Source organism: Mesorhizobium sp. CC13 (assembly GCF_039907765.1).
GTDB lineage: Bacteria > Pseudomonadota > Alphaproteobacteria > Rhizobiales > Rhizobiaceae > Aminobacter.
Genome location: NZ_JARDJI010000020.1, coordinates 59,703 through 82,793 on the forward strand (window position 1 = coordinate 59,703; position 23,091 = coordinate 82,793).

At 66.7% G+C, this 23,091-nt stretch carries 21 protein-coding genes; 7 read left to right on the plus strand and 14 right to left on the minus strand.

Annotated elements, in window-relative coordinates; genetic code table 11:
- Positions 1 to 217 precede the first annotated feature (217 nt).
- Positions 218 to 1,333, plus strand: a complete 1,116-nt coding sequence (locus tag PV773_RS21280) for a mandelate racemase/muconate lactonizing enzyme family protein (RefSeq protein ID WP_347968280.1) — start codon at positions 218 to 220, stop codon at positions 1,331 to 1,333.
- 53 nt (positions 1,334 to 1,386) lie between these two features.
- Here PV773_RS21280 and PV773_RS21285 read toward each other — a convergent pair whose 3' ends face one another.
- Positions 1,387 to 1,863 (minus strand): cupin domain-containing protein, encoded by a 477-nt coding sequence (locus PV773_RS21285; RefSeq protein ID WP_347968309.1) that lies wholly within the window; start codon positions 1,861 to 1,863, stop codon positions 1,387 to 1,389.
- 256 nt (positions 1,864 to 2,119) lie between these two features.
- Complete coding sequence (locus PV773_RS21290) at positions 2,120 to 3,322, minus strand: acyl-CoA dehydrogenase (RefSeq protein ID WP_347968281.1); 1,203 nt, start codon at positions 3,320 to 3,322, stop codon at positions 2,120 to 2,122.
- A 118-nt stretch (positions 3,323 to 3,440) separates the two neighbouring features.
- Here PV773_RS21290 and PV773_RS21295 point away from each other — a divergent pair, with 118 nt between their 5' ends.
- Positions 3,441 to 4,358: a LysR family transcriptional regulator gene (locus PV773_RS21295; RefSeq protein WP_347968282.1), complete on the plus strand. Its 918-nt coding sequence runs from the start codon at positions 3,441 to 3,443 to the stop codon at positions 4,356 to 4,358.
- Here the strand turns inward: PV773_RS21295 and PV773_RS21300 are convergent.
- Positions 4,336 to 6,381 (minus strand): NADH:flavin oxidoreductase, encoded by a 2,046-nt coding sequence (locus tag PV773_RS21300; protein WP_347968283.1) that lies wholly within the window; start codon positions 6,379 to 6,381, stop codon positions 4,336 to 4,338. The two genes, PV773_RS21295 and PV773_RS21300, sit on opposite strands and share 23 nt — an antisense overlap.
- Positions 6,382 to 6,493: 112 nt before the next feature.
- Between PV773_RS21300 and queF the strand changes: the two genes are divergently transcribed.
- The gene (queF, locus tag PV773_RS21305; RefSeq protein ID WP_347968284.1) at positions 6,494 to 6,955 is read left to right on the plus strand and encodes a preQ(1) synthase; all 462 of its coding nucleotides are present in this window, start codon (positions 6,494 to 6,496) and stop codon (positions 6,953 to 6,955) included.
- Between the two features lie 25 nt (positions 6,956 to 6,980).
- On the opposite strand, the gene PV773_RS21310 is transcribed toward queF, so the two are convergent.
- Together PV773_RS21310 and PV773_RS21315 are read right to left on the minus strand one after the other, a co-directional pair.
- Positions 6,981 to 7,376 (minus strand): nuclear transport factor 2 family protein, encoded by a 396-nt coding sequence (locus tag PV773_RS21310; protein WP_347968310.1) that lies wholly within the window; start codon positions 7,374 to 7,376, stop codon positions 6,981 to 6,983.
- Complete coding sequence (locus PV773_RS21315; protein WP_347968285.1) at positions 7,376 to 8,941, minus strand: trimethylamine methyltransferase family protein; 1,566 nt, start codon at positions 8,939 to 8,941, stop codon at positions 7,376 to 7,378. The genes PV773_RS21310 and PV773_RS21315 overlap by 1 nt, the downstream gene beginning before the upstream one ends.
- A gap of 90 nt (positions 8,942 to 9,031) precedes the next feature.
- Here PV773_RS21315 and PV773_RS21320 point away from each other — a divergent pair, with 90 nt between their 5' ends.
- The 3 genes from PV773_RS21320 (at position 9,032) to PV773_RS21330 (ending at position 12,199) form a co-directional block, all read left to right on the plus strand.
- On the plus strand, positions 9,032 to 9,934 hold the full coding sequence (locus PV773_RS21320) for a LysR substrate-binding domain-containing protein (protein WP_347968286.1): 903 nt from the start codon (positions 9,032 to 9,034) through the stop codon (positions 9,932 to 9,934).
- A 127-nt stretch (positions 9,935 to 10,061) separates the two neighbouring features.
- A complete protein-coding gene (gene mutL / locus PV773_RS21325) occupies positions 10,062 to 11,906 on the plus strand; it encodes a DNA mismatch repair endonuclease MutL (RefSeq protein ID WP_347968287.1) in 1,845 nt (614 codons plus the stop codon).
- A 59-nt stretch (positions 11,907 to 11,965) separates the two neighbouring features.
- Positions 11,966 to 12,199 carry a DUF2093 domain-containing protein gene (locus PV773_RS21330; RefSeq protein WP_340035840.1) on the plus strand — a complete coding sequence of 78 codons (234 nt, stop codon included), beginning with the start codon at positions 11,966 to 11,968 and terminating at the stop codon, positions 12,197 to 12,199.
- Between the two features lie 65 nt (positions 12,200 to 12,264).
- Here PV773_RS21330 and lpxK read toward each other — a convergent pair whose 3' ends face one another.
- From lpxK to PV773_RS21360, 6 genes are all read right to left on the minus strand, one after another.
- Positions 12,265 to 13,290: a tetraacyldisaccharide 4'-kinase gene (gene lpxK / locus PV773_RS21335; protein WP_347968311.1), complete on the minus strand. Its 1,026-nt coding sequence runs from the start codon at positions 13,288 to 13,290 to the stop codon at positions 12,265 to 12,267.
- A gap of 2 nt (positions 13,291 to 13,292) precedes the next feature.
- Positions 13,293 to 14,609, minus strand: coding sequence for a lipid IV(A) 3-deoxy-D-manno-octulosonic acid transferase (waaA, locus tag PV773_RS21340; RefSeq protein ID WP_347968288.1), 1,317 nt, complete (start codon positions 14,607 to 14,609; stop codon positions 13,293 to 13,295).
- The gene (locus tag PV773_RS21345; RefSeq protein WP_347968289.1) at positions 14,606 to 15,382 is read right to left on the minus strand and encodes a lysophospholipid acyltransferase family protein; all 777 of its coding nucleotides are present in this window, start codon (positions 15,380 to 15,382) and stop codon (positions 14,606 to 14,608) included. The genes waaA and PV773_RS21345 overlap by 4 nt, the downstream gene beginning before the upstream one ends.
- A 14-nt stretch (positions 15,383 to 15,396) precedes the next feature.
- A complete protein-coding gene (locus PV773_RS21350) occupies positions 15,397 to 15,648 on the minus strand; it encodes a DUF4170 domain-containing protein (RefSeq protein WP_340035837.1) in 252 nt (83 codons plus the stop codon).
- A 76-nt stretch (positions 15,649 to 15,724) separates the two neighbouring features.
- Positions 15,725 to 16,534 (minus strand): 3'(2'),5'-bisphosphate nucleotidase CysQ, encoded by an 810-nt coding sequence (locus PV773_RS21355; RefSeq protein WP_347968290.1) that lies wholly within the window; start codon positions 16,532 to 16,534, stop codon positions 15,725 to 15,727.
- Positions 16,521 to 17,864: a TldD/PmbA family protein gene (locus tag PV773_RS21360; protein WP_347968291.1), complete on the minus strand. Its 1,344-nt coding sequence runs from the start codon at positions 17,862 to 17,864 to the stop codon at positions 16,521 to 16,523. The genes PV773_RS21355 and PV773_RS21360 overlap by 14 nt, the downstream gene beginning before the upstream one ends.
- 176 nt (positions 17,865 to 18,040) lie before the next feature.
- On the opposite strand from PV773_RS21360, the gene PV773_RS21365 reads away from it, so the two are divergent.
- Positions 18,041 to 19,471, plus strand: a complete 1,431-nt coding sequence (locus PV773_RS21365; protein ID WP_347968292.1) for an MATE family efflux transporter — start codon at positions 18,041 to 18,043, stop codon at positions 19,469 to 19,471.
- 18 nt (positions 19,472 to 19,489) lie between these two features.
- On the opposite strand, the gene PV773_RS21370 is transcribed toward PV773_RS21365, so the two are convergent.
- Genes PV773_RS21370 through PV773_RS21380 form a run of 3 tightly spaced genes read right to left on the minus strand, consistent with a single transcriptional unit; the run spans position 19,490 to position 22,990 of the window.
- A complete protein-coding gene (locus PV773_RS21370) occupies positions 19,490 to 20,311 on the minus strand; it encodes a patatin-like phospholipase family protein (RefSeq protein WP_347968293.1) in 822 nt (273 codons plus the stop codon).
- Positions 20,308 to 21,645, minus strand: coding sequence for a pitrilysin family protein (locus PV773_RS21375; RefSeq protein ID WP_347968312.1), 1,338 nt, complete (start codon positions 21,643 to 21,645; stop codon positions 20,308 to 20,310). Before PV773_RS21375 ends, PV773_RS21370 begins: the two co-directional genes overlap by 4 nt.
- A 22-nt stretch (positions 21,646 to 21,667) precedes the next feature.
- The gene (locus PV773_RS21380; protein WP_347968294.1) at positions 21,668 to 22,990 is read right to left on the minus strand and encodes a pitrilysin family protein; all 1,323 of its coding nucleotides are present in this window, start codon (positions 22,988 to 22,990) and stop codon (positions 21,668 to 21,670) included.
- Between the last annotated feature and the right edge of the window lie 101 nt (positions 22,991 to 23,091).

The window sequence follows — 23,091 nt, forward strand, 5'->3', positions numbered from 1 at the left end:
GCGCTGTGTATCCACTCGAATTCACCGAATACGAAAGCTGTATCTTCGTATTGAAACAATTCGCGCGATTTTCGAACAAAAAGCGAAGGTCAGGCTGCACGCGGTTCGCCGCTCCCTGTCACGAAAGCGACGCCCGCGCACGCCGCTTCCCTTGCCGCGAAGCGCGACCGGGCGGGCTAAGCTCGACGTCGATCTGGTCCAGCAGCACGGGGACACCATGGCCGACACCAGCATTTCGACCATCCGCATCTTCCGGCAGTGGCAGCCGTTTCGCGACGGCACCTACCGCTGTTCCGGCGGCCGCAGCGCCGAGGGTTTCGATTCGACCATCGTCGAGATCGTCAGCCGCGACGGCATCGCCGGCTATGGCGAGATGGCGCCGCTCGGCAGCTTCTATGATCCGGCCTTTGCATCCGGGGCCCGCGAGGCGATGCGTGAACTTGCGCCGCAGCTGCTCGGCTGCGATGGCGCCGGCATCGAAGCCCTCAACCGGCGCATGGACCTGCTGCTCAAGGGCCACCCCTACGCCAAGTCGGCCATCGACATGGCGCTGTGGGACCTCGCGGGCAGGCGCTCGGGCCTGTCGCTGGCGGCCATGAGCGGCGGCCCCGAGGGGACAAGCCTTGCGCTCTATCGCTCCATCGCACAGCAGGGACCCGACGCCATGGCCGCAAGGGCGACGAAATACATCGCCGAGGGCTATCGCCGCCTGCAGGTCAAGGTCGGCCTCGACGTCAACGAGGACATCGCCCGGCTGGAGGCCGTCCGCGCTGCCGTGCCGGCGGACACGGTGCTCTTCTGCGACGCCAATGCCAGTTGGGGCACGGCCGAGACGCGGCGCTTCCTGATGGCGACGCGCAACCTCGACTACATGCTGGAGCAGCCCTGCGCGAGCTACGAGGAAAACCTCGCAGTCCGCCGCGCCACCGAGCGGCCGCTGGTGCTGGACGAGACCATCGACGGAGTCGACGTGCTGCTCAGGGCGATCGCGGACGGGCTGGTCGACGGCATCACCATCAAGCTCGCGCGCGTCGGGGGACCGACCAAGGCCAAGCTGCTCCGCGACATCGCGGTCGCCAAGAACCTCAAGGTCACGATCGAAGACACCGGCGGCGCGCAGATCGACACGGCAGCCTATTCGGGCCTGCTGCTGTCGACGCCGGAAACGCTGCGCCAGCACACGGTCGACTTCCACAATTGGGTGACGGTCGCGAACGGGCGCGGCGACTTTGCTATTTCCAACGGCACGATGCGCCTACCGGATGGACCGGGTCTCGGCCTCGACGTGGACACTTCGGCCTTCGGTGCACCGATCTTCGCCTGCACCGCTTAGAAATGGTGGCTGGACGGACACGCCCCCGCACCCGTCCAGCCCCAGCATCGGCGCTACAGTAACGGTGCGCCGACGACCTGGATTGTTGCCGGCATCGAGCCGTCGAAGAAGCTTTCGCCCGTTTCGGTGACCCGCGTTGGCCCATGCTGTCCCCCGGCGGATGTCGGCAGGCTCATCTCACGGACCATCCGCTCGAACTCTCCGCCCTGGGTGACGATCAGGCAGATGCTGCCCTCTCCCGGTTCGACGCGGAATACGTGCGGCAGGCCCTTGGGCGACACCACGGTCTGGCCCGAATGGGCGGAGAAATGCTCGCCGTCGACCCGGAAGCGCATCGCCCCCTCGAGGACGTGGATGATGTCGTCGCCGCTCAGTTCGACATGGAGCGGCGTCGAGCCGCCGCGCGGCATGCGGCATTCGACAATGCTTATTCCGTCGCTACCCGCGCTCGCCGGCACGCGGATGATCATCAGATTCTCGCCGAACCATAGATTCTGGCCGGCATCTACAGCCTCTTTTTGAACCGTCATCGACAAGCCCCCTCTGCTGCCCGGCAAATCGCCGACAGTCGGGAGATATTGGGGTCATGTAACAGCTTGAAGCCGAGGAAGACTGGAATGTTTCAATGCCCTGAAACAATTCGCGCGAAAGTCGCATCGCAATCGCACCGCCTAAACCCGCAAGCGAAACCGGATCGCACTTCGGCGCTTCGACCAGCCCATGAAACAGCGGCGGCCGCGAAGCGCTGCGTCGCGGCCGCCGGATTTCCCGCCTTGCCGGCAAGCCTCAGAAGAAGGCCTGCAGCCCCGTCTGGGCGCGGCCCAGGATCAGCGCGTGCACGTCGTGCGTGCCTTCATAGGTATTGACCGTTTCCAGGTTCTGCGCGTGGCGCATGACGTGGTAGCCGATCTGGATACCGTTGCCGCCGTGCATGTCGCGGGCCTGACGGGCGATGTCGAGGGCCTTGCCGCAGTTGTTGCGCTTGACCAGGCTGATCATTTCGGGGGCGAACTTGTGCTCGTCCATCAGGCGGCCGACGCGCAGCGAGGCCTGCAGGCCGAGCGCGATCTCGGTCTGCATGTCGGCCAGCTTCTTCTGGTAGAGCTGCATACCGGCAAGCGGCTTGCCGAACTGCTTGCGGTCAAGGCCGTACTGGCGGGCGCGATGCCAGCAATCCTCGGCGGCGCCCAGCACGCCCCAGGAGATGCCGTAGCGGGCGCGGTTGAGGCAGCCGAATGGTCCCTTGAGACCCGAAACGTTGGGCAGCAGCGCCTCTTCGCCCACCTCGACGCCTTCCATGACGATTTCGCCGGTAATCGAGGCACGCAGGGACAGCTTGCCTTCGATCTTGGGCGCCGACAGGCCCTTCATGCCCTTGTCGAGCACGAAGCCGCGGATCTGGTTGTCGTGCGCGGCCGACTTCGCCCAGACGACAAAGACGTCGGCGATCGGCGCGTTGGAAATCCACATCTTCGAGCCGGTCAGACGGTAGCCGCCGGCGGTCTTCTCGGCGCGAGTCTTCATGCCGCCCGGATCGGAGCCCGCGTCCGGCTCGGTAAGGCCGAAGCAGCCGATCCACTCGCCCGAGGCGAGCTTGGGCAGATACTTCCTGCGCTGCTCTTCGGAGCCGTAGGCGTAGATCGGGAACATCACCAGCGACGACTGCACGCTCATCATCGAGCGATAGCCCGAATCGACGCGCTCGACCTCGCGCGCCACCAGCCCGTAGGTCACGTAGCCGGCGCCGAGGCCGCCATATTCCTCGGGAACGGTGATGCCGAGCAGGCCGGCCTCGCCCATTTCGCGGAAGATCGCCGGGTCGGTCTTCTCTTCGAGATAGGCGTTCTCGATGCGCGGGGCGAGCTTGTCGGCGGCGAAGGCCGCAGCACCATCGCGCACCATCCGCTCGTCTTCGGTCAGCTGGTCTTCGAGGAGGAAGGGATCGGCCCAGACGAAGCTGCCGCCGCCTACCGGTGTGGATGCGCTCATGGTTCCTCCGGAGAATAAGGTGATTTGACCCATCCTAGACCGCATCGAGCCATTTCGCTAACAAGTAATCTCGCACAGTTTATGCGTAAATTCGATAAACTCGAATCCGGGACCGCCGATGCGCCGTGCCTATGTACCTACAATTGCCGAGCTTGAGGCCTTTCGCGCCTGCGCCCGCTATGGCACGACAATTCGCGCCGCCGATCAGCTCAACCTGACCCAGAGTTCAGTCAGCCGCTCGATCGGGCAACTGGAGGACCGGCTGGGCGTGGCGCTGTTCCATCGTGTCCGGCAACGCCTCACGCTGTCGGATGCCGGCCGGCGTTTCGCACGGGATGCCGAAGAGATCCTCGACAGCCTGCACGAGGCGGCGGTGCGCACCATGGCGTTCGGCGGCCAGTCCGACGTCCTCAGCCTTGCTGTCCTTGCAACTCTTGCCGACCGCTGGCTGATACCGCGGCTGGCGAGGTTCCACGCCGCCCATCCGCATGTCGCCATCGACCTCGCGGTGCGGCTGGAGACGGTCGACCTCGAAACCGAAGCCTTCGACGCCGCCATCCAGCGCGGTCCGGTGGAAGCGGGCCAGCCGGGCATGCTGCGCCTGTTCGACGAGGACCTGGTCGTCGTGGCGTCGCCGGCGCTGCTCGACGGCCGGGCCGCGCTCGACGACGTCGAACTCGCCGCGCTGCCGCTGCTGCAACAGTCGACACGCCCGACGCTCTGGCTGCAGTGGTTCCAGGCCGCCGGCGTCGACCCGCGCACCACCTTGCGCGGCCACCGCTTCGAGCAGTTCTCGATGGTCGTCGAAGCCGCGGTCGCCGGCCTCGGCGTGGCGCTCGTGCCGGAGATCCTCGCCGAACGGGAACTCGCCGCCGGCCAGTTGGTGATGGCCTCGCCCAACCGCATCGCCGGCGAATTTCCCTACCGGCTGGCCTTTAGACCCGGCGGCGAGGACCGGCCTGGCCTGCGCGAATTCGTCCGTTGGCTCTCCGGCGAAGTGGCCGGCCAGCCGCTCAGATCCTCAGGCCGAACCTGATGCCGTCATAGATGGCGGCGTGGATGTTGCGGGCCTCGACCGCATCGCCGATGCGCAGGAGCAGGAAACGGCCGTCGGGGTTCTTGTCAGGGAATATCTCCCCGCCGTTGACGAGGCGCTCGTAGTCTATCGCGCCGCCGTTCTTCGACAGCGGCTTGAGCTCGAGATAGAGGTCGTCGAGCGGCAGCGTGCCGTGCTCGACTACCACCTGGTCGACGCGGCGCTCCTCGCTCCAGCCCGCGGCGAAGTCGGAGGACAGCGTGGCGACGAGCTGGTTGCCCTCGCGCCTGACCGATTTCAGCCGCGTGTTGATGGTGATCTTCACGCCATAGCGATGGAACGCCTCCATGTAGGGCACGTGGTTCATGCCGCCGATCTCGGGCGCGAAGAAGCGCTCGGGCGAAACCAGCTCCAGCTTCGCGCCGGCCTTGCCGATCAGTTCGGCAGCCGTCATGCCCTGGTGGCCGCCATTGTCATCATAGAGCAGCACGTTCTCGGCCGGCTTGACGCTGCCGGCGACAATGTCCCAGCTCGACGTCACCAGATCGTCGCCCGTATCGAGCGGCGGGTTCTGCGGCAGGCCGCCGGTGGCGATCACCACCGCGTCCGGGTCGAGCGCCAGAACGTCGTCGCTGCCGGCCCAGATGTCGTAGCGGATCTCGACGCCGAGGCGCTCCAACTCGGCCAGCCGCCAGTCGACGATGCCGATGAGTTCGCGCCGGCGCGGGTTCTGGGCTGCGAGCCGCACCTGTCCACCGGCCTGGCTCGATGCTTCGAGGACGGTCACCTTGTGGCCGCGCTCGGCGAGCACTCGCGCCGCTTCGAGGCCCGCAGCGCCTGCGCCGACCACCACGACGCTGCGCAGCGGCCCGTCGGTCCGCGAAATCACATGCGGGATCGTCGCCTCGCGGCCGGTCGCGGCGTTGTGGATGCACAGCGCCCCGCCGCCCTCATAGATGCGGTCGAGGCAGTAGGTGGCGCCGACGCAAGGCCTGATCCGGTGCTCCTCGCCCGCCATCACCTTCCTGGTGATGTGCGGGTCGGCGATGTGGGCGCGCGTCATGCCGACCATGTCGAGCTTGCCGCTGGCGATCGCGTGGCGTGCGGTCGCGACATCGGCGATGCGTGCGGCGTGGAAGACCGGGAACTTCGTCGCCGCCCGCACCTCGCCGGCGAAGTCGAGATGCGGCGAGGACGGCATGCCATGCAGCGGAATGACCTTGGTCAAGGCTGCATCGGTGTCGATGTGGCCGCGGATGACATTGAGGAAGTCGATCTTGCCGGACGAGGCAAGGCGGCGGGCGATGTCGACGCCCTCGTCCTTCGACAGCCCCTTCTCCATGTCCTCGTCGGCGACCATGCGGATGCCGACGATGAAGTCCGGCCCCACCGCCGCGCGCACGGCATCGAGCACCCGCCAGGTGAAGCGCAGGCGGTTGTCGAGCGTGCCGCCATACTCGTCGCCGCGCTGGTTGGTCGCCGGCGACCAGAACCCGTCCATCAGGTGGCCGTAGGCCTCGAACTCGATGCCGTCCAGGCCTGCCGCCTGGATGCGCTGGGCGGCGGAGGCGTAGTCGGCGACGATGCGGTCGAGGTCCCAGTCCTCGGCGGTCTTGGGGAAGGTGCGGTGGGCGGCCTCGCGCACCGGCGAGGCGCTGAGCACCGGCAGCCAGTCGGCCTTGTTCCAGTTGGTGCGCCGGCCGAGATGGGTGAGCTGGATCATCACCTTGCAGTCGTGCTCGTGGCAGGCCTCCGCAAGTTCTGCCAGCCACGGCACGATGGCGTCGTCATAGGCGTGCAGGTTGCCGAAGGCGGCGGGGCTGTCGCGCGAGACGATCGCCGACCCCGCCGTCATGGTCAGCGCCATGCCGCCCCTGGCCTTTTCGGCATGGTAGAGCCGGTAGCGCTCCTTGGGCATGCCGTCCTCGGAATAGGCCGGCTCGTGGCTGGTCGACATGACGCGGTTCTTGAGCGTCAGGTGCTTGAGTTGGAATGGCTGGAGCAGCGGGTCGGTACTTGTCATTGCCTTCCTGCATCATCAAGCGCTAATAAGCGCCACCCAAAGATCTGGTCGTCGAGTTTCGCGCGCTACGGCAGCGGAGCATTGAGCCAGAACCAGTCCGAAGAGCCGCCCAATGACCATCACCGACACCCTGACCCAGCTCGGCACGAAGGTGGAGACTCCGACCTCGCCGGAAGCCGCCGTGCTCGAAACCGTGCCCTACGGCCGCGTCGACGGCCCGCCGGCCATCGTGCGCTTCACCTGCCCGGAGTTCACCTCGCTCTGCCCGGTGACCGGCCAGCCGGATTTCGCCCACATCGTCATCGACTACGCCCCGGACAAGCTTTTGGTCGAGTCCAAGTCGCTCAAGCTGTTCATGGTTTCGTTCCGCAACCATGGCGCCTTCCACGAGGACTGCACGGTGATGATCGGCCGCCGGGTCGTGGAGGCGACCAAGCCGCTGTGGCTGCGCATCGCCGGCTACTGGTATCCGCGCGGCGGCATCCCGATCGACGTGTTCTGGCAGACCGGCACGCCGCCCGAGGGCTCGTGGCTGCCCGACACGGGCGTCGCGCCCTATCGCGGGCGCGGCTGAACCACATCTGCCCGCTCGTGCCGGCTCACTGCGACGCGAGGTCATCTTTCACCTCGACCAGGGCGATCCTGCCGCTCGCATCGAAATGGACCGTCTCCTCGCCTGACCGGTCGAGGCGGGTGCCGGTGATGGCATGCGTCGCTTCGAGCCGCCAACGCGACCAGGCGACGCGCGGCGACACCGAAGCAACCGCCTCGTCTTTCGATTTCTGGTCGCCATAGACGGCGAAGTAGCTGCGAAAAGCGTCCATGATGGCGTCTCGGCCAACAATGGCGCCGATCCCGTCCGAAACGTACTCGGCATCGGCTGCGAAGCAGACCTCGATGGCTGCGAAGTCGAGCACATCGATCGCCGCGTGGTAGTGCTTCAACGCCGCAACCGGATCGAACGACCGGTCGGCCAAGGAGCTGTCGTCCGGCATCAGTACCACGCGTCTTCCATCGACGCCTTCTTGCACGTCATGAACTCCTTGAGCGCCTCGTCGATGCCTGGATCGAGTGGCGGCGCCTCATATTCGTCCAGCATCGTCTTCCAGCGCTTGTTGGCGCGGGCGGCGGCGTCGACGGAGCCTGCGGCCTCCCACTTCTCGAATGGCTCGTTGTCGGCGATCGCCGAATCCCAGAACGCCGTCTCGTAATTTTGCATCGTGTGGGCGCAACCGAAGAAATGATTGCCGGGACCGACCTCGCGGAAGGCATCGAGCGCCAGCTGATTGTCGTCGATCTGCACGCCATCGAGATAGGTGTGCAGCGCGCCGCAGAAATCGGCGTCCATGACGAACTTCTCGTAGGACATCGACAACAGCCCATCGAGGAAGCCGGCCGAATGCAGGATGAAGTTCGCACCACAATGCACGGCCGCAAGCATCGACATGGTGCCTTCGTTCATGGCGTGGGCGTCCGGCAGCTTCGAGGTGGTGAAGTTGCCCGAGCATCTGAGGGGTAGATTAAGTCTCCGCGCAAGCTGCCCGATGACCATCGAGCCGATGGCCGGTTCCGGAGTGCCGAAGGTCGGCGAGCCCGAGCGTAGTGACATGGACGACAGGAAATTGCCGAAGATCACCGGCGCGCCAGGCCTTTCGAGCTGGGTCAGGGCGCAGCCGGCCATGGTCTCGGCCAACGACTGGGCAATGGCGCCGGCGTTGGTCACCGGCCCCATGGCGCCGCCGAGGATGAAGGGCACGATGACAGCCGCCTGGTTGGCGCGGGCATAGGCGCGAAGTGCCGTGGTCATGGTCGCGTCCCAGACCAGCGGCGAGTTGACGTTGACATTGCCGAGGACAACGCAGTTGCGGTCGGTGAATTCTTCGCCGAAGACGATGCGCGCCATGTCGATCGAGTCTTCCGCGCGGCTCTCCGAGGTCACCGACCCCATGAAGGCGCGGTCGGAATAGCGGATATGGCTGTAGACCATGTCGAGGTGGCGTTTGTTGACCGGCACGTCGACCGGCTCGCAGATGGTACCGCCGGAATGGTGCAGCCAGGGCGACGATTGCGCCAGCTTCACGAAGTTGCGGAAGTCTTCGATCGTGCCGTAGCGGCGGCCCTTGTCGAGATCCATGACGAAGGGCGAACCATAGGCCGGCGAAAACACCACGCTCTTACCGCCGATCTCCACAGAGCGCTCGGGATTGCGCGCGTGCTGGGTGAAGGTTGCGGGGGCCGTCTTCAGCAGTTCGCGCAGCAGGCCGGGCTCGAACTTGACCAGCACGCCCTCGACCTTGGCCCCTGCCCGTTTCCAGTGGTCGAGCGCTGCGGGATCGTCGCGGAACTCGATGCCGATCTCGGCGAGGATGCGGTCGGCCGTCGCCTCGATGCGGACGAGGTTCTCCTGCGACAGGATGTCGTAGGTCGGGATGTTCCTGACGATGTAGGGCCGGCCATGCGCCTCGGGCCCGTGCGAGCGCTGCTCGCGGCGGGCATTGCGGCCGCCGCGCTCGCGGCGCTTGGCGGGCTCGCTCAGGGCTTCGGCTGCGGCAACGCTCATGTCGGGCTCCAAATCGTTTGGCATGAAGCTAGACTTTGGATCGTGCGCTGTGACGCTTGAAAATCCTCATCATTTGCATAAGCATGCCTTATGCAAAGCCTGCGCCACCTGTTGCCCTCCGCCGGCAGCCTGATCGTCTTCGAGGCCGCCGGACGGCTGGCCAGCTTCACCGCCGCCGGCCGCGAGCTCGGCATGACGCAGGCAGCCGTCTCGTATGCGATCCGCGGACTTGAGGACCAGCTCGGCGCCAAGCTGTTCCGGCGCCGCCACCGCCACGTGGTCTTGACCGAGGCGGGCGAACGTTTCCATGCCGATGTCACGCTTGGCCTTTCACATATCCGCAAGTCGGCAGAGGAACTCAGGGCGCGCGCCGGCGGCATGCACGTCACGCTGTCGGCCTCGACGGCGTTCACATCGTTCTGGATGATGCCACGCCTGCAGAAGTTCCGCGACGACCTGCCCGGCATCGACCTGCGCATCCAGACAGCCGACCGCGACCTCGACCTGGTGGCCGAAGGCATTCCCTTGGGCATCCGCGGCGGCGACGCCGCCGATTGGCCCGACTACGAGTTGCTGCCCATCGCCGGCGAGGAGATCTACGCAGTCGCCGGCCCTGCCTATCTGGCGCGTGCCGGAACGCCGCAAACGCCAGCCGAGATGACCCTGCACCACCTGATCCACCTGGAGGAGCCCTATCGCCCGGCGGCGACCTGGAACGAGTGGTTCCAGTCGGCAGGCGTGAACGGTGCGGTGGCCAAGCGCGGACTGGTCATCAATGACTATGTGCTTGTCATCCAGGCGGTCATGGAGGGCCAGGGCATCGCGCTCGGCTGGCGCCACCTCACCGACCGGCTGATCGCGGCGGGGCTGCTGGTCAGGCTGACCGACCACGTCATGACGACGAACAAGGGCTTCCACGTCGCCTGGCCGAGGAACCGGGCGCTCAGCGAAAGCGCCGAAAAGGTGCGCGACTGGCTGGTGGCGCAGGCGTGAACTGGGGCGGATGTTGCGCCACGCGTCCGCAATGTTGCGCCGCCCCTCATCCCCCTGTACGCTGTGGATGGCCCGGCCCACGCAATGTGGCTGTCCCGGCGCGACCGAATCCCGCTATAGTCTCGCGATGCCCATTCGCCAGCTTTCCGAAACGATGATCAACCAGATCGCCGCCGGCGAGGTCGTGGAACGGCCTGCCAGCGTGGTCAAGGAACTGGTCGAGAACGCGCTCGACGCAGGGGCTGCACGCATCGAGGTGGCGACGGCTGGCGGCGGGCTGAACCTGATCCGCGTCGTCGACGACGGGTCGGGCATGCCCGAGAACGAGCTTTCGCTGGCGATCTCGCGCCACTGCACCTCCAAGCTCTCCGACGACATCCACGACATCCGCTCGCTCGGCTTCCGCGGCGAGGCCCTGCCTTCGATCGGCTCGGTGTCGAGGCTGACCATTCGTTCGCGCACCAAGGCCGCCGACAGCGGTGCCGAGATCTCGGTGGACGGCGGGCGGATCGCCGCCGTGCGGCCGGCGCCGAGCAACCGCGGCACGACGGTCGAGGTGCGCGACCTGTTCTTCGCCACCCCTGCCCGGCTCAAGTTCATGAAGACCGAGCGGGCCGAGGCGATGGCCATCGCCGATACGGTCAAGCGCATCGCCATCGCCTTCCCGGCCGTACGCTTCACGCTGTCGGGCACCGACCGCTCGACGCTGGAGCTTTCGGCCACCGGCGACGACACAGATGGAAGGCTTGCCCGCATTGCCCAGGTGATGGGCAACGACTTCCCCGACAACTCGATCGCCATGGACGCTGCGCGCGAGAGCGTGCGGCTCGAGGGCCACGTCTCGATCCCGTCCTACACGCGCGCCAACGCGCTGCAGCAATATGCCTATGTCAACGGCCGGCCAGTGCGCGACAAGCTGATCGCCTCGGCGATCCGCGGCGCCTATGCCGACGTCCTGCCGCGCGACCGCCATGCGGTGACAGTGCTGTTCCTTTCGGTCGACCCCGCGCATGTCGACGTCAACGTGCATCCGGCCAAGGCCGACGTGCGCTTCCGCGATCCGGGCCTGGTGCGCGGGCTGATCGTCGGCGCGATCCGCCAGGCACTGGCGGGTGCGGGCATCCGTCCGGCCACCACTGGCACCGAGGCGATGGTGAGCGCATTCCGTCCGGGCGCGCCTTCCTATGCCCACCCCGGCCCGTCGGCCAGCCACCGCAGCTACAATGCAGAGTTCCGAGCCGCCCCTTCGGCCGGCTTCGACGCCGCGCGTTCGCCGTTCCGGCCGCTCGACACGGGCTTCGCCGAGGCCGTGCAGGCGAGCTTCGACACGGGACCGCTGCACAGCGCCGATGCGCGCGCCGGCCAGGCCGAGGTGGTGGAAGCGCTGCTGCAGACCGAGCTTGGCGCGGCGCGGGCGCAGGTGCACGAGAACTACATCGTCGCCCAGACCAGGGATTCGCTCGTCATCGTCGACCAGCACGCCGCCCACGAGCGGCTGGTCTACGAAGAACTCAAGAACGCCCTGCATTCACGCCCGGTGGCTTCGCAGATGCTGTTGATGCCCGAGATCGTCGACCTGTCGGAGGAAGACGCCGAGCGGCTGGCAGTGCATTCGGAAACCCTGGCCCGGTTCGGCCTCGGCATCGAACGCTTCGGCCCAGGCGCCGTCGCGGTGCGCGCGACCCCTGCCATGCTCGGCGAGACCGACGTCGCCCAGCTGGTGCGCGACCTTGCCGACGAGATCGCCGACAGCGACACGGCCGACATGCTGAAAGAACGGCTGCACGCGATTGCCGCCACCATGGCCTGCCACGGCTCGGTTCGGTCGGGGCGCCGGCTGCGGCCGGAGGAGATGAACGCGCTGCTGCGGCAGATGGAGGCGACACCGGGATCGGGCACCTGCAACCACGGGCGGCCGACCTATATCGAACTCAAGCTGGCCGACATCGAGAAGCTGTTCGGCCGCAGGTAGTTGACCTGACCGGGGTTTTGTGGGCGTAACAGCCCGACAAGGAAGACGAGCACAAGCCCATGATGAACCGTTTCGAAGGCCCCGGCGCGCGCGAAGCCCGCATCCGCTATCTCGACGGCGATTTCCAGGTGACCAGCCCCGGCTCCTTCGTACGCTGCGCGGTGACGGCCGAGTCTATTCCGCTCGACGAGCTCAAATACTGGAGCGTCGCCCGCCAGGAGCCCTATCGCGACGCCTCGGTCTCGCTCGGGCGCGAGATCGACATGAACCCGGACCTGCGCAAGCGCCGCTAGGGCAGCGGCCCAAACTCTGAGCGATTCTCGGGAAGGAGCCCGCGCAGCTTCGGCCAGACGGAGCGTCAGCCCGCTATCTTTCGCCGCCGCCAGGCGTCCAGCGTCTCGTCGACGATGCGCTCTGCGGTGTGCTCGATCTCGAACACGGCATCGATTTCAAGCACGTTGAGCCGCGCCAGGAATTCGGCGGCCGCAGCACCATGGCGCAGGCGTGCTGCGTCCTTGGAGGTGGTGACCAGCTCCAGCTCGCCGGCCTGCGCGGCCTTGGCCAGATCCTCCAGTTCGTCCGGAAGGTAGAAGTGGTGATCGGGGAAGGCATGGGCCAGGACCACCGTCCCCCCGGCCTTTGCGACCGTGTCGAAGAACTTCTCCGGATGGCCGATGCCGGCGAAGGCGAGGAAGCGCCTGCCCTGGAACATCTTCTTGCCGCGCGGCCGCGCCGTCGCGACGAAGACCGGCTTGCCGGCGCGCGCCGCCTGGCGCACGACCGCGTTGGCCATGTCGCCCTCGCCCATCCGGATCACCGCGTCGGTAAATCTGAGTTGGTCGACCAGGCGCGCGCGCATCGGCCCCGCCGGGATGACGTGGCCATTGCCCAGCCCGAAACGCGCGTCGACCACCACCAGCGCAAAGTCGATATGGATGCGCGCGCTCTGGAAGCCGTCGTCCATGATGAGGAAATTGCAGCCGCGCTCGATGAGCAGCTTTGCGCCCGCGGCGCGGTTCGGGGTGACGGCGACGGGGGCATGCTCGGCCAATAGCAGAGGCTCGTCGCCGACATGCTTGGCGCTGTCGTGCTGCCGGTCGACCACATGCGGCTCGGCGAAACTGCCGCCATGACCGCGCGACAGGAAGCCAGGCACGAGTTGCATGCGCTTGGCCTGCTTGGCGAGCGCGATCGCGATCGGGGTCTTGCCGGTGCCACCGACGGTGAAGTTGCCGACGCACAGCACCGGCGCATCGATCTTCTCGCGCCGCGCCGCCTTCATGCGCCGTCCGGCCACCAATGCATAGAGCGACGACACCGGGTACAGCGCGTAGGCACGCCAGTCCGGCTTTTCCCACCAGAAAGGAGGCGCTTCGCTGGCCAGCGCTACCTCCCGCCTGCGCCCTTGAGGCGCGCTTTCACGATGAGGGGATGGATGAAGGGTTCGAGCGCCTTCAGCGTGCGCGCCAGCGCCCCGCGCATCTCCTCGACCGTCAAGGCGCCGGCCGCCATCATGTCGTGACGGGCGATCTCGTTGCCGAGGAGGAAATTGACGGCCCCTGCCAGCATGTCGCGGTCGCGCACGATCTTGGCGCCGCCCTTGTCGATCAGCCGCTGGTAGGTGTCGCGGAAGTTCTGCACGTTGCGGCCCGACAGGACGGCGGTGTCCAGCATTGCCGGCTCGAGCGGATTCTGCCCGCCCTCCGACGTCATCGAGCGGCCGACGAAGGCTATCTCGGTGAGGCGCAGGTAAAGCCCCATCTCGCCGATGGTGTCGCCGAGCAGGATATCGGTGTCGGGCATGATATGGTCGCCGGTACTGCGACGGGCGACCTTCAGCCCCAAGCCGGCAAGATCCGCCGCCACGGCAGCGGCACGCTCGGGATGGCGCGGCACGATGACCGTCAGGAGCCCGCGATGGCGGTTGCGCAACATAGCGTGCACCTCGGCCGCCACGACCTCCTCGCCGTCATGGGTCGAAACGGCCGCCCATGTCGGGCGGCGCCCGATCTGGCGCTGGAGCATGTGCAGGGCGCGTTCGTCGACCGGCGGCGGGGCGGTATCGACCTTGAGGTTACCCGAGACAGTCACCGGCCGCGCACCAAGCGCACGGAAACGTTCGCCGTCGACCTCGGACTGCGCCACGACATGCGCCATGTTCTCGAACAGCGCCTCGGCAATGTAGGCCCGCTTCTTCCACGACTTGAACGAGCGGTCGGACAGGCGGCCGTTGACGAGGATCTGCGGCACGTTTCGCGCGCCCAGTTCGAGGATGGTCATGGGCCAGATCTCGGACTCGGCGATGATCGCCAGGTCCGGAAGCCAATGGTCGAGGAAGCGGCTCACCGCCGGCTTGAGGTCGAGCGGCACATATTGATGGATGATGCGGGGACCGAGGCGTTCGTCGGCGACCTGGGCGGAGGTGACCGTGCCCGTGGTGAGGACGACGCTAATGCCGTAATCCAGAATGCTCTCGATCAACGGAACGACCGCGATCGTCTCGCCGACGCTCGCCGCATGGAACCAGATCAGCGGGCCGTCCGGCCGTTCGCGGCCGGCGAAGCCGTAGCGCTCGCGGCGGCGGTTCTTGTCTTCCTTGCCTTTTGAGGTCCGCCAGGCGACATAGCCGCCGACCATCGGATAGGCTGCGGCACCCGCGTAGCGGTACGCCTTGAGGACGGCTCTGGCCCAGCGTTCGCTCATCTCGCGCCGTCCACCATGCGATAGGCCTGTTCGGTTGCAAGATTCATGGCTGCGGTGAGTTCCAGGCGCTTGCGCTCCATCTCGGCATCGTCCGCGTCGACGGCCACTTCGATCAGCGGGCCAACGGCAACCGCGCAGCGGCCGAAGGGCAGGTTGACGGTTGTCTTGTCCCAGCTCTTCTCGATCACCGTGCGACGGCTGGTGGCGATCGCCGCCGGGGCAATGGGCCTGCCGGAAAGACGGGCCAGAAGGACGATGCCCATGCCGGCGTCGCGGGGGGTGCCATGCGGAATGTCTGCGATCATGCAGACGTTCTTGCCGGCATCGAGCGCCTTTTTCAGGGCAATGAGGGCGGTCGCACCACCCTTTTCGTGCTTGCTCTTTCTTTGACGGCCGCCCGAGCCGCGCACCGCCTCGATGCCAAACTTGTTGATGACCAGCGCGTTGAGTTCCGCATCGGCGCTGCGCGAGACCATCGCGACCAGGCCGCGGCCGCTGGGATAGAGCGCCGGCGCCAGCAGATGCTGTCCGTGCCAGAGGCCGATGATCAGCGGCTCGCTGTCGGCATAGCCGCCGCCGGCCAGCTGGAACGAGCCCTCCGCATAGGGATTGGTCAGCTTGATGAAGCGCAGCGCTCCGGCAAACAGACTGGCGACCGCGCCTTTTGCAAAGCGCGACTTGGCCAGTGGTTCGCGTATGCGCCGCCACAAACCCTTCGGCGCCGGCTTTGCACGCTTCTTGTTCGCCGCGGGCCTCACGGCCGGCGACGCCATGCGGGATCCCTCCATCAGCTCTGACCGGGCGCCTTCACTTCCGGCTCGAGCAGGCGATGCAGGTGGACAACGAAATAGCGCATATGCGCGTTGTCGACGCTGGCCTGAGCCTTCGCCTTCCAGGCCAGCTCGGCCGACTTGTAGTCGGGGTAGATGCCCACTATGTCGAGCGCATCGAGATCGCGGAACTCCGTGCCGCCGAGCTTCTTCAGCTCGCCGCCGAACACCAGGTGCAAAAGCTGCTTCTTACCGTCTTCCTCGGCCATCTCAGTCCTTGATTCATCATATGCTGGGTCCGCCTGATCTAGACCAAAGCGGACCGTTTTGGAACAGCTTCCAGTTCTACCGGCCGTCCGGGTCGGCAATCACGCCTGCCATGGCGGCGAGCAGCTCGCCGCTTCCGGCCATCAGCTCGCCATGGACGATCTGCTCGCCTGCAAAGGCAGGCAAGCCGCCCCCGCTGTCAAGCAGCCGCCCGCCGGCTTCGTGCAATATGAGTTCGGCCGCGGCGATGTCCCAGTCATGTGCGTTCGGCTTGACGAAGGTCGCGTCCAGCGCGCCCCTGGCGATCATCGCCAGCCGATAGGCCAGCGATGGAATATAGGCCACCCGGTCGAGCCGCGCCTGCCATTGCGGCGGAAGGCGGTCGATCATCGGCTTCGGCCCCGCGATGCTGAGCCGATCGCCTCCGGCTCGCACGCCGATCCGGTCGCCATTGAGATAGGCACCCCCGCCGGCCACCGCCCAGTAGGTCTCGCCGCGCGCCGGGCATTCGAGCACGCCCGCGAGCGAGCGGCCGTTCTCCACCACCGCGGCGCTCACGCACCATTCGGCCCTGCCCTCGACGAAACCACGCGTCCCGTCGATCGGATCGACGACGAAGGTCCGGCGCGCGCCAAGGCGTTCGGGATTGTCGGCGGTCTCCTCCGACAGCCAGCCGTAGTCCGGCCTCGCAGCCATCAGCGTCTCGCGAAGGTAGCGATCGGCAGCATAGTCGGCCTCGCTCACCGGCGAGTTGCCGCCCTTGAACCAGACCTCCGGGTTGCGGCGGAAGTAGCCCATGGCGATGCGTCCGGCCTCGGCCGCCGCCATGCGCAACAGTTCGAGATCGGCCAGCATGCTGGCTTGTGCTGCGACGTCAGTTTCCGGCAAGGGTCATGCCTTCGATCAGCAGGGTCGGCGCGGCCGTGCCGTAGTTGCGGTCGAGGTCGCTCGCCGGCACCATGCGCAGGAACATGTCCTTGAGGTTCGATGCGATCGTCACCTCCGAGACCGGCCAGACGATTTCGCCGTTCTCGATCCAGAAACCCGACGCGCCGCGGCTGTATTCGCCGGTGATCATGTCGACGCCCTGGCCGAAGACCTCGGTGACGTAGAAGCCGCTCTTGAGGGACCGGATCAGGTCCTCCGGCGACTTGTCGCCCGGCTCGATCGAAAAATTCGTCGACGACGGCGATACCGACGAACCGCCGCGCACGCCACGGCCGTTGGTCGCAAGGCCCAGTTCCCGTGCGGCCGAGGTCGACAGGAACCAGTGGTTGAGCACGCCGTTCTCGACCATCTTCAGCGTGGCGCCCTCGACGCCCTCGCCGTCGAAGGGGCGCGAAGCCTGGCCGCGGCGCTTGAGCGGTTCGTCGATTGCCGTGATCGCGGCTGCAGCTACCTGCTTGCCCATCATGTCGCGCAGGAAACTCGTCTTGCGGGCGACTGAGGCGCCGTTGATCGCCCCGGCAAGATGGCCGGCGATGCCACGCGCAACGCGCGGGTCGAAGACGACGTCGACGGGGCCTGTCTGCGCCTTGCGGGCGTTCAGCCGCTTGACCACGCGCTCGCCGGCCTTGCGGCCGATCTCGTCGGCCGGGTCGAGGTCGGCGAAATGCAGGCGCGAGGAATATTCGTAGTCGCGCTCCATCGCCGTGCCTTCACCGGCAATGACGCTGGCCGAGCGGGAGAACCGCGACCCGACATAATGTCCGAGGAAACCGTGGGACGTCGCAAGCACCAGACCGCCGAGCCCGGCGCTGGCACCGGCGCCGGACGAGTTGGTCACGCCCTTGACGGCGAGTGCGGCACTCTCCGCTGCCAGTGCATCCTCCTTGAGGCGCTCGGCCGAAACGACGGTTGCGTCGAAGAGGTCGAGATCGCTTGGGGCCGCGGAGAGCAGCGAAGCATCGGCCAGCCCCTGGAAGGGATCCTCGGGCGAAACCCTGGCCATCGCCACGGCGCGCTCGGCCAGGGCGTTCGCGTCGGACGCGGCGGTGGCCGAAACACTAGCGACGCGGCGCCCGACAAAGACGCGGAGCGAGACGTCCTCGCTCTCCGAAGCCTCGGTTGCCTCTACCTTGCCCAAGCGCACCGAAACGCCGGTCGAACGCCCCCGCACGGCCACGGCATCGGCGGCATCCGCGCCGGCCTTCCTGGCGGCCTCGACCAGGCTGGCGACCCGGTCAGCCAGTTTCGCGGCGTCGTTGGTATCGTTCATTGGCGTGTTCCGATTGCTTGCGGCCGGTCGCGGCCCTTTCCTCCATCTATTGTCCCCTACCGGCTTGTGCAATGGGTGGGTACATGGTCAAACCGAGTCCACCCTACTCAATGGCCTAGACCAGAATCGGAGCGGATGCCCCAGGCCGTCCGTCGCCAAAGCCTCCCCGGGTCCACATGTCCAGTCCAAGCCAGGCGGCGATGCCCGCGAAATTCACAACCGGCTCGACGATGCGTCACGTCATCGTGATGACCGCCACCGGCTCGGTCGGCCTCGTCGCCATCTTCATCGTCGACGCCCTCAACTTGTTCTACATCTCGCTTCTCGGCGTGGAAGAGCTGGCGGCCGCGATCGGCTTTGCCTCGACGCTGCTGTTCTTCACCGTTTCCATTTCGATCGGCTTCACCATCGCCTGCGGGGCGCTGGTCGCCCGCTGCCTCGGTCGCGGCGCACGCGAGGAGGCCGCGCGCATGGGCGGGGCCTCGATGGTTTTCATGGGGCTCGCGACACTGCTCGTCACGGTCGCGACGCTACCCTTCCTGCGGCCGCTGCTGGTCCTGCTCGGCGCAAGCGGCCAGACGCTCGAGCTGTCGGCCCGTTTCATGCTGATCGTCCTGCCCTCCTTCCCGATCCTCGCGCTGGGCATGTGCACCACCGGCATCCTCCGCGGCGTGGGTGACGCCCGGCGGGCCATGTACGTGACGCTCGGCAGCGGCGTTGCCGCAGCCATATTCGATCCGCTGTTCATCTTCGGCTTCGGGCTGGGGCTCGACGGCGCGGCAATCGCCACTGTCCTGTCGCGCTGCGTCATGCTCGCCATCGGCATCCACGGCGCCCATGTCGTGCACAGGCTCATCAATATCCCCGACCCGAGGGAATTGCGCGAGGCCTTGGCACCGTTCTTCGCCATCGGCGTCCCCGCAATGCTCACCCAGATCGCTACGCCGGTGGGCAACGCCTATGTCACCGTGGAGATTGCCGCCTTCGGGGACCAGGCCGTGGCCGGCTGGGCGATCATCGGCCGCCTGGTGCCTGTCGCCTTCGGCGTTATCTTCGCGCTGTCCGGCGCGGTCGGTCCGATCCTCGGGCAGAACTACGGCGCCCGAAAGTTCGACCGCCTGACATCGACCATGCGCGACAGCCTGCTGTTCACCATCGTATATGTGCTGGCGGTGTGGGCGCTGCTCGCGATTTTCGCCAACCCCATCGCCGGCATCTTCGGCGCCGACGGGATCGCGCGCGAGCTCATCATCTTCTTCTGCCTCTATGCGGCGGGCAGCTTCCTGTTCAACGGCGCGATCTTCGTTTCCAGCGCCGCCTTCAACAATCTCGGCTACCCGGCCTATTCGACCGTCTTCAACTGGGGCCGTTCGACGCTCGGCGTCATCCCCTTCGTCTGGGTGGGCGCGCACTACTGGGGCGCGACCGGCGTCATCGCCGGCTGGGGCCTGGGCGCCGTGGTGTTCGGCGTCGTGTCGATGCTGGTGTGTTTCAGGGTGGTCAAGGCGATCGCCAGCGAACCCCTGCACCAGCAAGAGGCCCCGCCCGCCCCACCGCCGGCGGCGCAGTCGCCCTTCTCCACCGGCAAGGCATCGACCCTGCAGTAATTCGGGCGGTCCCCCGGGCTACTGGAGGATTTCGTCGATCGCCTGCTTCAGTTCTTCCTTGAGTGCGGCCGTTTCCGCCAGCACCTGGTCGATCTTGAGGAAATCGAGCGCACGGAAACGCGACACCGGCGGCCGCAGGAAGATGTCGGGCTGGCTCTGGCCGAGCTTGCCGGCGGTGATCGACTGCATCATCAGCTGGGTCGCGCCGAACATCAGGTCGATGGAGTTCGGCCGCCTGCCGTCGTTCTCCACGGGTGCCCCGACGACGTCGATGGCGATCGTGAAGTCCGCGAGGCCGTCGAGAAGGTCGAAGGGCACGGGATTGTAGATGCCGCCGTCGATGTAGAGCGTGTTGCCGCGGGTCACCGGCCTGAACACCGCCGGAATCGCCGCGGACGCGGCCAGCGCCGTCAACAGGTCGCCCTCCTCGAAGACCGACTGGCAATGGCCGTAATAGTCGGTCGCGGTCACCTTGAGCGGCACCTTGAGCTCCTCGAAGGTGGCGGGCACCGCCTCGGGCAGGAACACCTTGAGGATGCGCTCGATGTTGAACTGGCTGACCCTGATGCCGGTCTCGACCATTTCGGAAAGCGTGCCGGGGCGCGCCTTCCACATGCGGCTCGCCACCTCGCCCGGCCGTCCGAGCACGGAGCACGAATATTCGCGGATTTCGCTGCCGCTCAGGCCCGCGGCCATGCCGGCCCCCATGATGGCGCCGATCGAGGAGCCGGCAATGGCGACCGGCTTGATGCCCAGCTCGTCCAGCGCCTCGATGACGTGGATGTGGGCGAGCCCGCGCGCGCCGCCGCCACCAAGAGCGAGTGCGAAGCTCGCGCTCATCCCTTGCCTCCATCCATCTTCGGACCGAGGATCATCACCGCCGGCTCGGCCGACAGCAGCTTGCGCGCCACGGCCTTCACCTCGTCCAACGTCACCGCGCCGATGAGATCCACCCGACGCTGGATGTAATCGATGCCCAGGTCGTCGGCCTGGATGTTGACCAGAGTGCTCGCGATCGCTCCCGACGAATCGAGATTGTTGATGGCGTAGGCGCCCAGCATGTACTTCTTCGCCGCCTCCAGCTCCGCCGCCGTCGGCCCCTCCTCGGCCATCCTGCGCACCACGTCGCGGACCACCGCGAGGGTTTCGGCCGCGCGGTCCGAACGCGTCGCCGTGCTGATGACCAGCGACGACGAATGCTCCTGGTTGATCAGCATGGACGTCACGCTGTAGGCCAGGCCCCGCTTCTCGCGCACCTCGTCGAAGAGCCGCGACGAGAAGCTGCCTCCTCCGAGGATCTGCTCCATCAGCGCGGCGGCCAGGAAGTCCGGCGCATCGCGCCGCACGCCGGGATAGACGAGCTGCAGCGAGGTCTGGGGCAGCGGATATTCGACCTGCAGGGTCTGTCCAAGCTTGGGTTCGACGGGGTCGACCTTGCGGATCTGCGCCTTCTCGGGGAGGTTGCCGAAGACCTGGTCCAGCCTCTTCTTCAGGCTTTCGGCATCGATCGCACCGACGACCGCGATCTTCAGCTGGTCGCGGGCGAAGACCGCCTTGTGGAAGGCGCGCAGGTCGTCGGCGGTGATCGCCGCGAGCGACTTTTCCGTGCCCTGGTCGGGCCGGGCATAGGGATGGGCGCCATAGATCGCCTCGGCCCATTTGCGCGACGCCTCGGTTTCGGGATCGCGCGCATTGGCGACGATGCCGGCGACGATCTGGGAGCGGATGCGGTCGATCGGCGCCTGGTCGAAGCGGGGGCTCTCGACGGCAAGCCTGAGCAGTTCGAAGGCCTCGTCCTGCTGGTCGGAGAGCATGCGCATCGAGCCGCCGAGGTCGTCGTTGCTTTCGCTGAATCCCATTTCGGCGCCGGCATCGTCAAGGCGGCTCTGGAACGCCTCGCTGTCGAGATCGCCGGCGCCCTCGTCGAAGAGCCCGGTCATCAGGTTGGCGAGCCCCTCCTTGCCGTCGGGATCCTGCGAACTTCCGCCCTCGAAGGCAAACCGGACGGCGATGATCGGCACCGAATAGTCCTCGACCAGCCAGGCGGTGACCCCCTTCTCCGACCTGACCTCCTGGATCTTCACCTCGGCGCGGGCCGCGACCACGGCCGGCAGCACCAGGAACACCAGCGCGAGCAGCAGCGTGGTCAGGTAGGTGCTCAAGCTCAAGCGCATTGTCTTCGAACCGTTCATCGCGTCATTCCCCGTCAGACTTGGCCGGCAGCAGATAGCCGGCAACCGAACGATCGGGATTGAGATACTTTGCCGCCACCGCCTTGATCTCTTCGGCGGTCACGGCACGGATCTTGTCCGGCCATTGCTCGACATCGGCCACCGTTCCGCCTGTCGCCAGCGTGCTGCCGTAGATGTTTGCCATGCTCGCCTGGTTGTCGCGCGCGAAGATCATGCTGCGGACGAACCGGTTCTTGGCCTTTTCCAGCTCGTCTGCGGTGACGCCGTCCTTGATGATGCGACGGATTTCGACATCGACGGCGTCCTCCACCTGCTGCAGGCCGGCCTCGCCGCGCGGCGCGCCGTAGACCGCGAAGCTGGTGTCGTCGACCATCGTGCCTTCGAAATAGGCACCGGCCGACGATGCGATGCCCTGCTTGACCACCAGTTGCTGATAGAGCCGGCTGCGGCTGCCGCCGCCGAGAATCTCCGATAGCAGGTCGAGAGCTTCAGCCTCGCCGGGCTCGGCGGTCTGGTAGGACGGCACCACCCATGACTTCGAGAAACTCGGCACGCTGACGCGCGCATCCGTCATCTCGACCGTGCGCTTGGTGTTCTGCTCGGGCTCCTCGGGGCGCGACCGCGGCGGAAGATCGGGACCGCGCGCGACCTTGCCATAGGTTTTCTCCGCCAGTTCCCGGACCCTGTCGGGCTCGACGTCGCCGGCCACGACGAGGATTGCGTTGTTCGGCGCGTAGTACCGGTCGTAAAAGGCGGTGGCGTCGACCCGGTTGAGCTTTTCGATCTCGTTCATCCAGCCGATCACAGGGATTCGGTACGGCTCGTTCTGGAACAGGGTGGCGTCGACCTCCTCGTTGAGGAGTGCGCCCGGATTGTTCTCGATGCGCGAACGCCGCTCCTCGAGGATGACGTCGCGTTCGGGTCCGATCACCGCATCGGTCAGCACCAGGTTGCGCATCCGGTCGGCCTCGAAGCCCATCATCGTCTCGAGTGCGCCGGGCGCCACCGTCTGGTGATAGGCGGTGTAGTCGTAGGTGGTGAAGGCGTTCTCGCTGCCGCCGATCTCCGCCACCTTCTGGCTGAACTCGCCGGCCTTGTGTTCGGCCGTGCCCTTGAACATCAGGTGTTCGAAGAAATGGGCGATGCCCGACTTGCCCGCCGGCTCGTCGGCGCTGCCCACCTTGTACCAGACCATGTGGGTGACGACCGGCGCGCGGTGGTCGGGGATCACCACCACCTGCATGCCGTTGTCGAGGCTGAAGCTCGACACGGCGCCGTCGCTCGGCGACGCTCGCAGCGTGCCGGCGCCGATCAAGCCGAATGCCACGGCGAGCAACGCCTGCGGCAAGCCTTTCGCCCGAAATAGTTCCAAGCCCATCGACAGCCTCTGAATGTGGACGCGCCTGCGTTATATGCGGCGGCGCAAAG

Excerpts from the sequence above, each read along its gene's own strand:
- PV773_RS21280 (WP_347968280.1), top strand. The coding sequence starts at position 218 with ATGGCCGACACCAGCATTTCGACCATCCGCATCTTCCGGCAGTGGCAG.
- PV773_RS21285 (WP_347968309.1), bottom strand. The coding sequence starts at position 1,863 with ATGACGGTTCAAAAAGAGGCTGTAGATGCCGGCCAGAATCTATGGTTC.
- PV773_RS21290 (WP_347968281.1), bottom strand. The coding sequence starts at position 3,322 with ATGAGCGCATCCACACCGGTAGGCGGCGGCAGCTTCGTCTGGGCCGAT.
- PV773_RS21295 (WP_347968282.1), top strand. The coding sequence starts at position 3,441 with ATGCGCCGTGCCTATGTACCTACAATTGCCGAGCTTGAGGCCTTTCGC.
- PV773_RS21300 (WP_347968283.1), bottom strand. The coding sequence starts at position 6,381 with ATGACAAGTACCGACCCGCTGCTCCAGCCATTCCAACTCAAGCACCTG.
- queF (WP_347968284.1), top strand. The coding sequence starts at position 6,494 with ATGACCATCACCGACACCCTGACCCAGCTCGGCACGAAGGTGGAGACT.
- PV773_RS21310 (WP_347968310.1), bottom strand. The coding sequence starts at position 7,376 with ATGCCGGACGACAGCTCCTTGGCCGACCGGTCGTTCGATCCGGTTGCG.
- PV773_RS21315 (WP_347968285.1), bottom strand. The coding sequence starts at position 8,941 with ATGAGCGTTGCCGCAGCCGAAGCCCTGAGCGAGCCCGCCAAGCGCCGC.
- PV773_RS21320 (WP_347968286.1), top strand. The coding sequence starts at position 9,032 with ATGCAAAGCCTGCGCCACCTGTTGCCCTCCGCCGGCAGCCTGATCGTC.
- mutL (WP_347968287.1), top strand. The coding sequence starts at position 10,062 with ATGCCCATTCGCCAGCTTTCCGAAACGATGATCAACCAGATCGCCGCC.
- PV773_RS21330 (WP_340035840.1), top strand. The coding sequence starts at position 11,966 with ATGATGAACCGTTTCGAAGGCCCCGGCGCGCGCGAAGCCCGCATCCGC.
- waaA (WP_347968288.1), bottom strand. The coding sequence starts at position 14,609 with ATGAGCGAACGCTGGGCCAGAGCCGTCCTCAAGGCGTACCGCTACGCG.
- PV773_RS21345 (WP_347968289.1), bottom strand. The coding sequence starts at position 15,382 with ATGGCGTCGCCGGCCGTGAGGCCCGCGGCGAACAAGAAGCGTGCAAAG.
- PV773_RS21350 (WP_340035837.1), bottom strand. The coding sequence starts at position 15,648 with ATGGCCGAGGAAGACGGTAAGAAGCAGCTTTTGCACCTGGTGTTCGGC.
- PV773_RS21360 (WP_347968291.1), bottom strand. The coding sequence starts at position 17,864 with ATGAACGATACCAACGACGCCGCGAAACTGGCTGACCGGGTCGCCAGC.
- PV773_RS21365 (WP_347968292.1), top strand. The coding sequence starts at position 18,041 with ATGTCCAGTCCAAGCCAGGCGGCGATGCCCGCGAAATTCACAACCGGC.
- PV773_RS21370 (WP_347968293.1), bottom strand. The coding sequence starts at position 20,311 with ATGAGCGCGAGCTTCGCACTCGCTCTTGGTGGCGGCGGCGCGCGCGGG.
- PV773_RS21375 (WP_347968312.1), bottom strand. The coding sequence starts at position 21,645 with ATGCGCTTGAGCTTGAGCACCTACCTGACCACGCTGCTGCTCGCGCTG.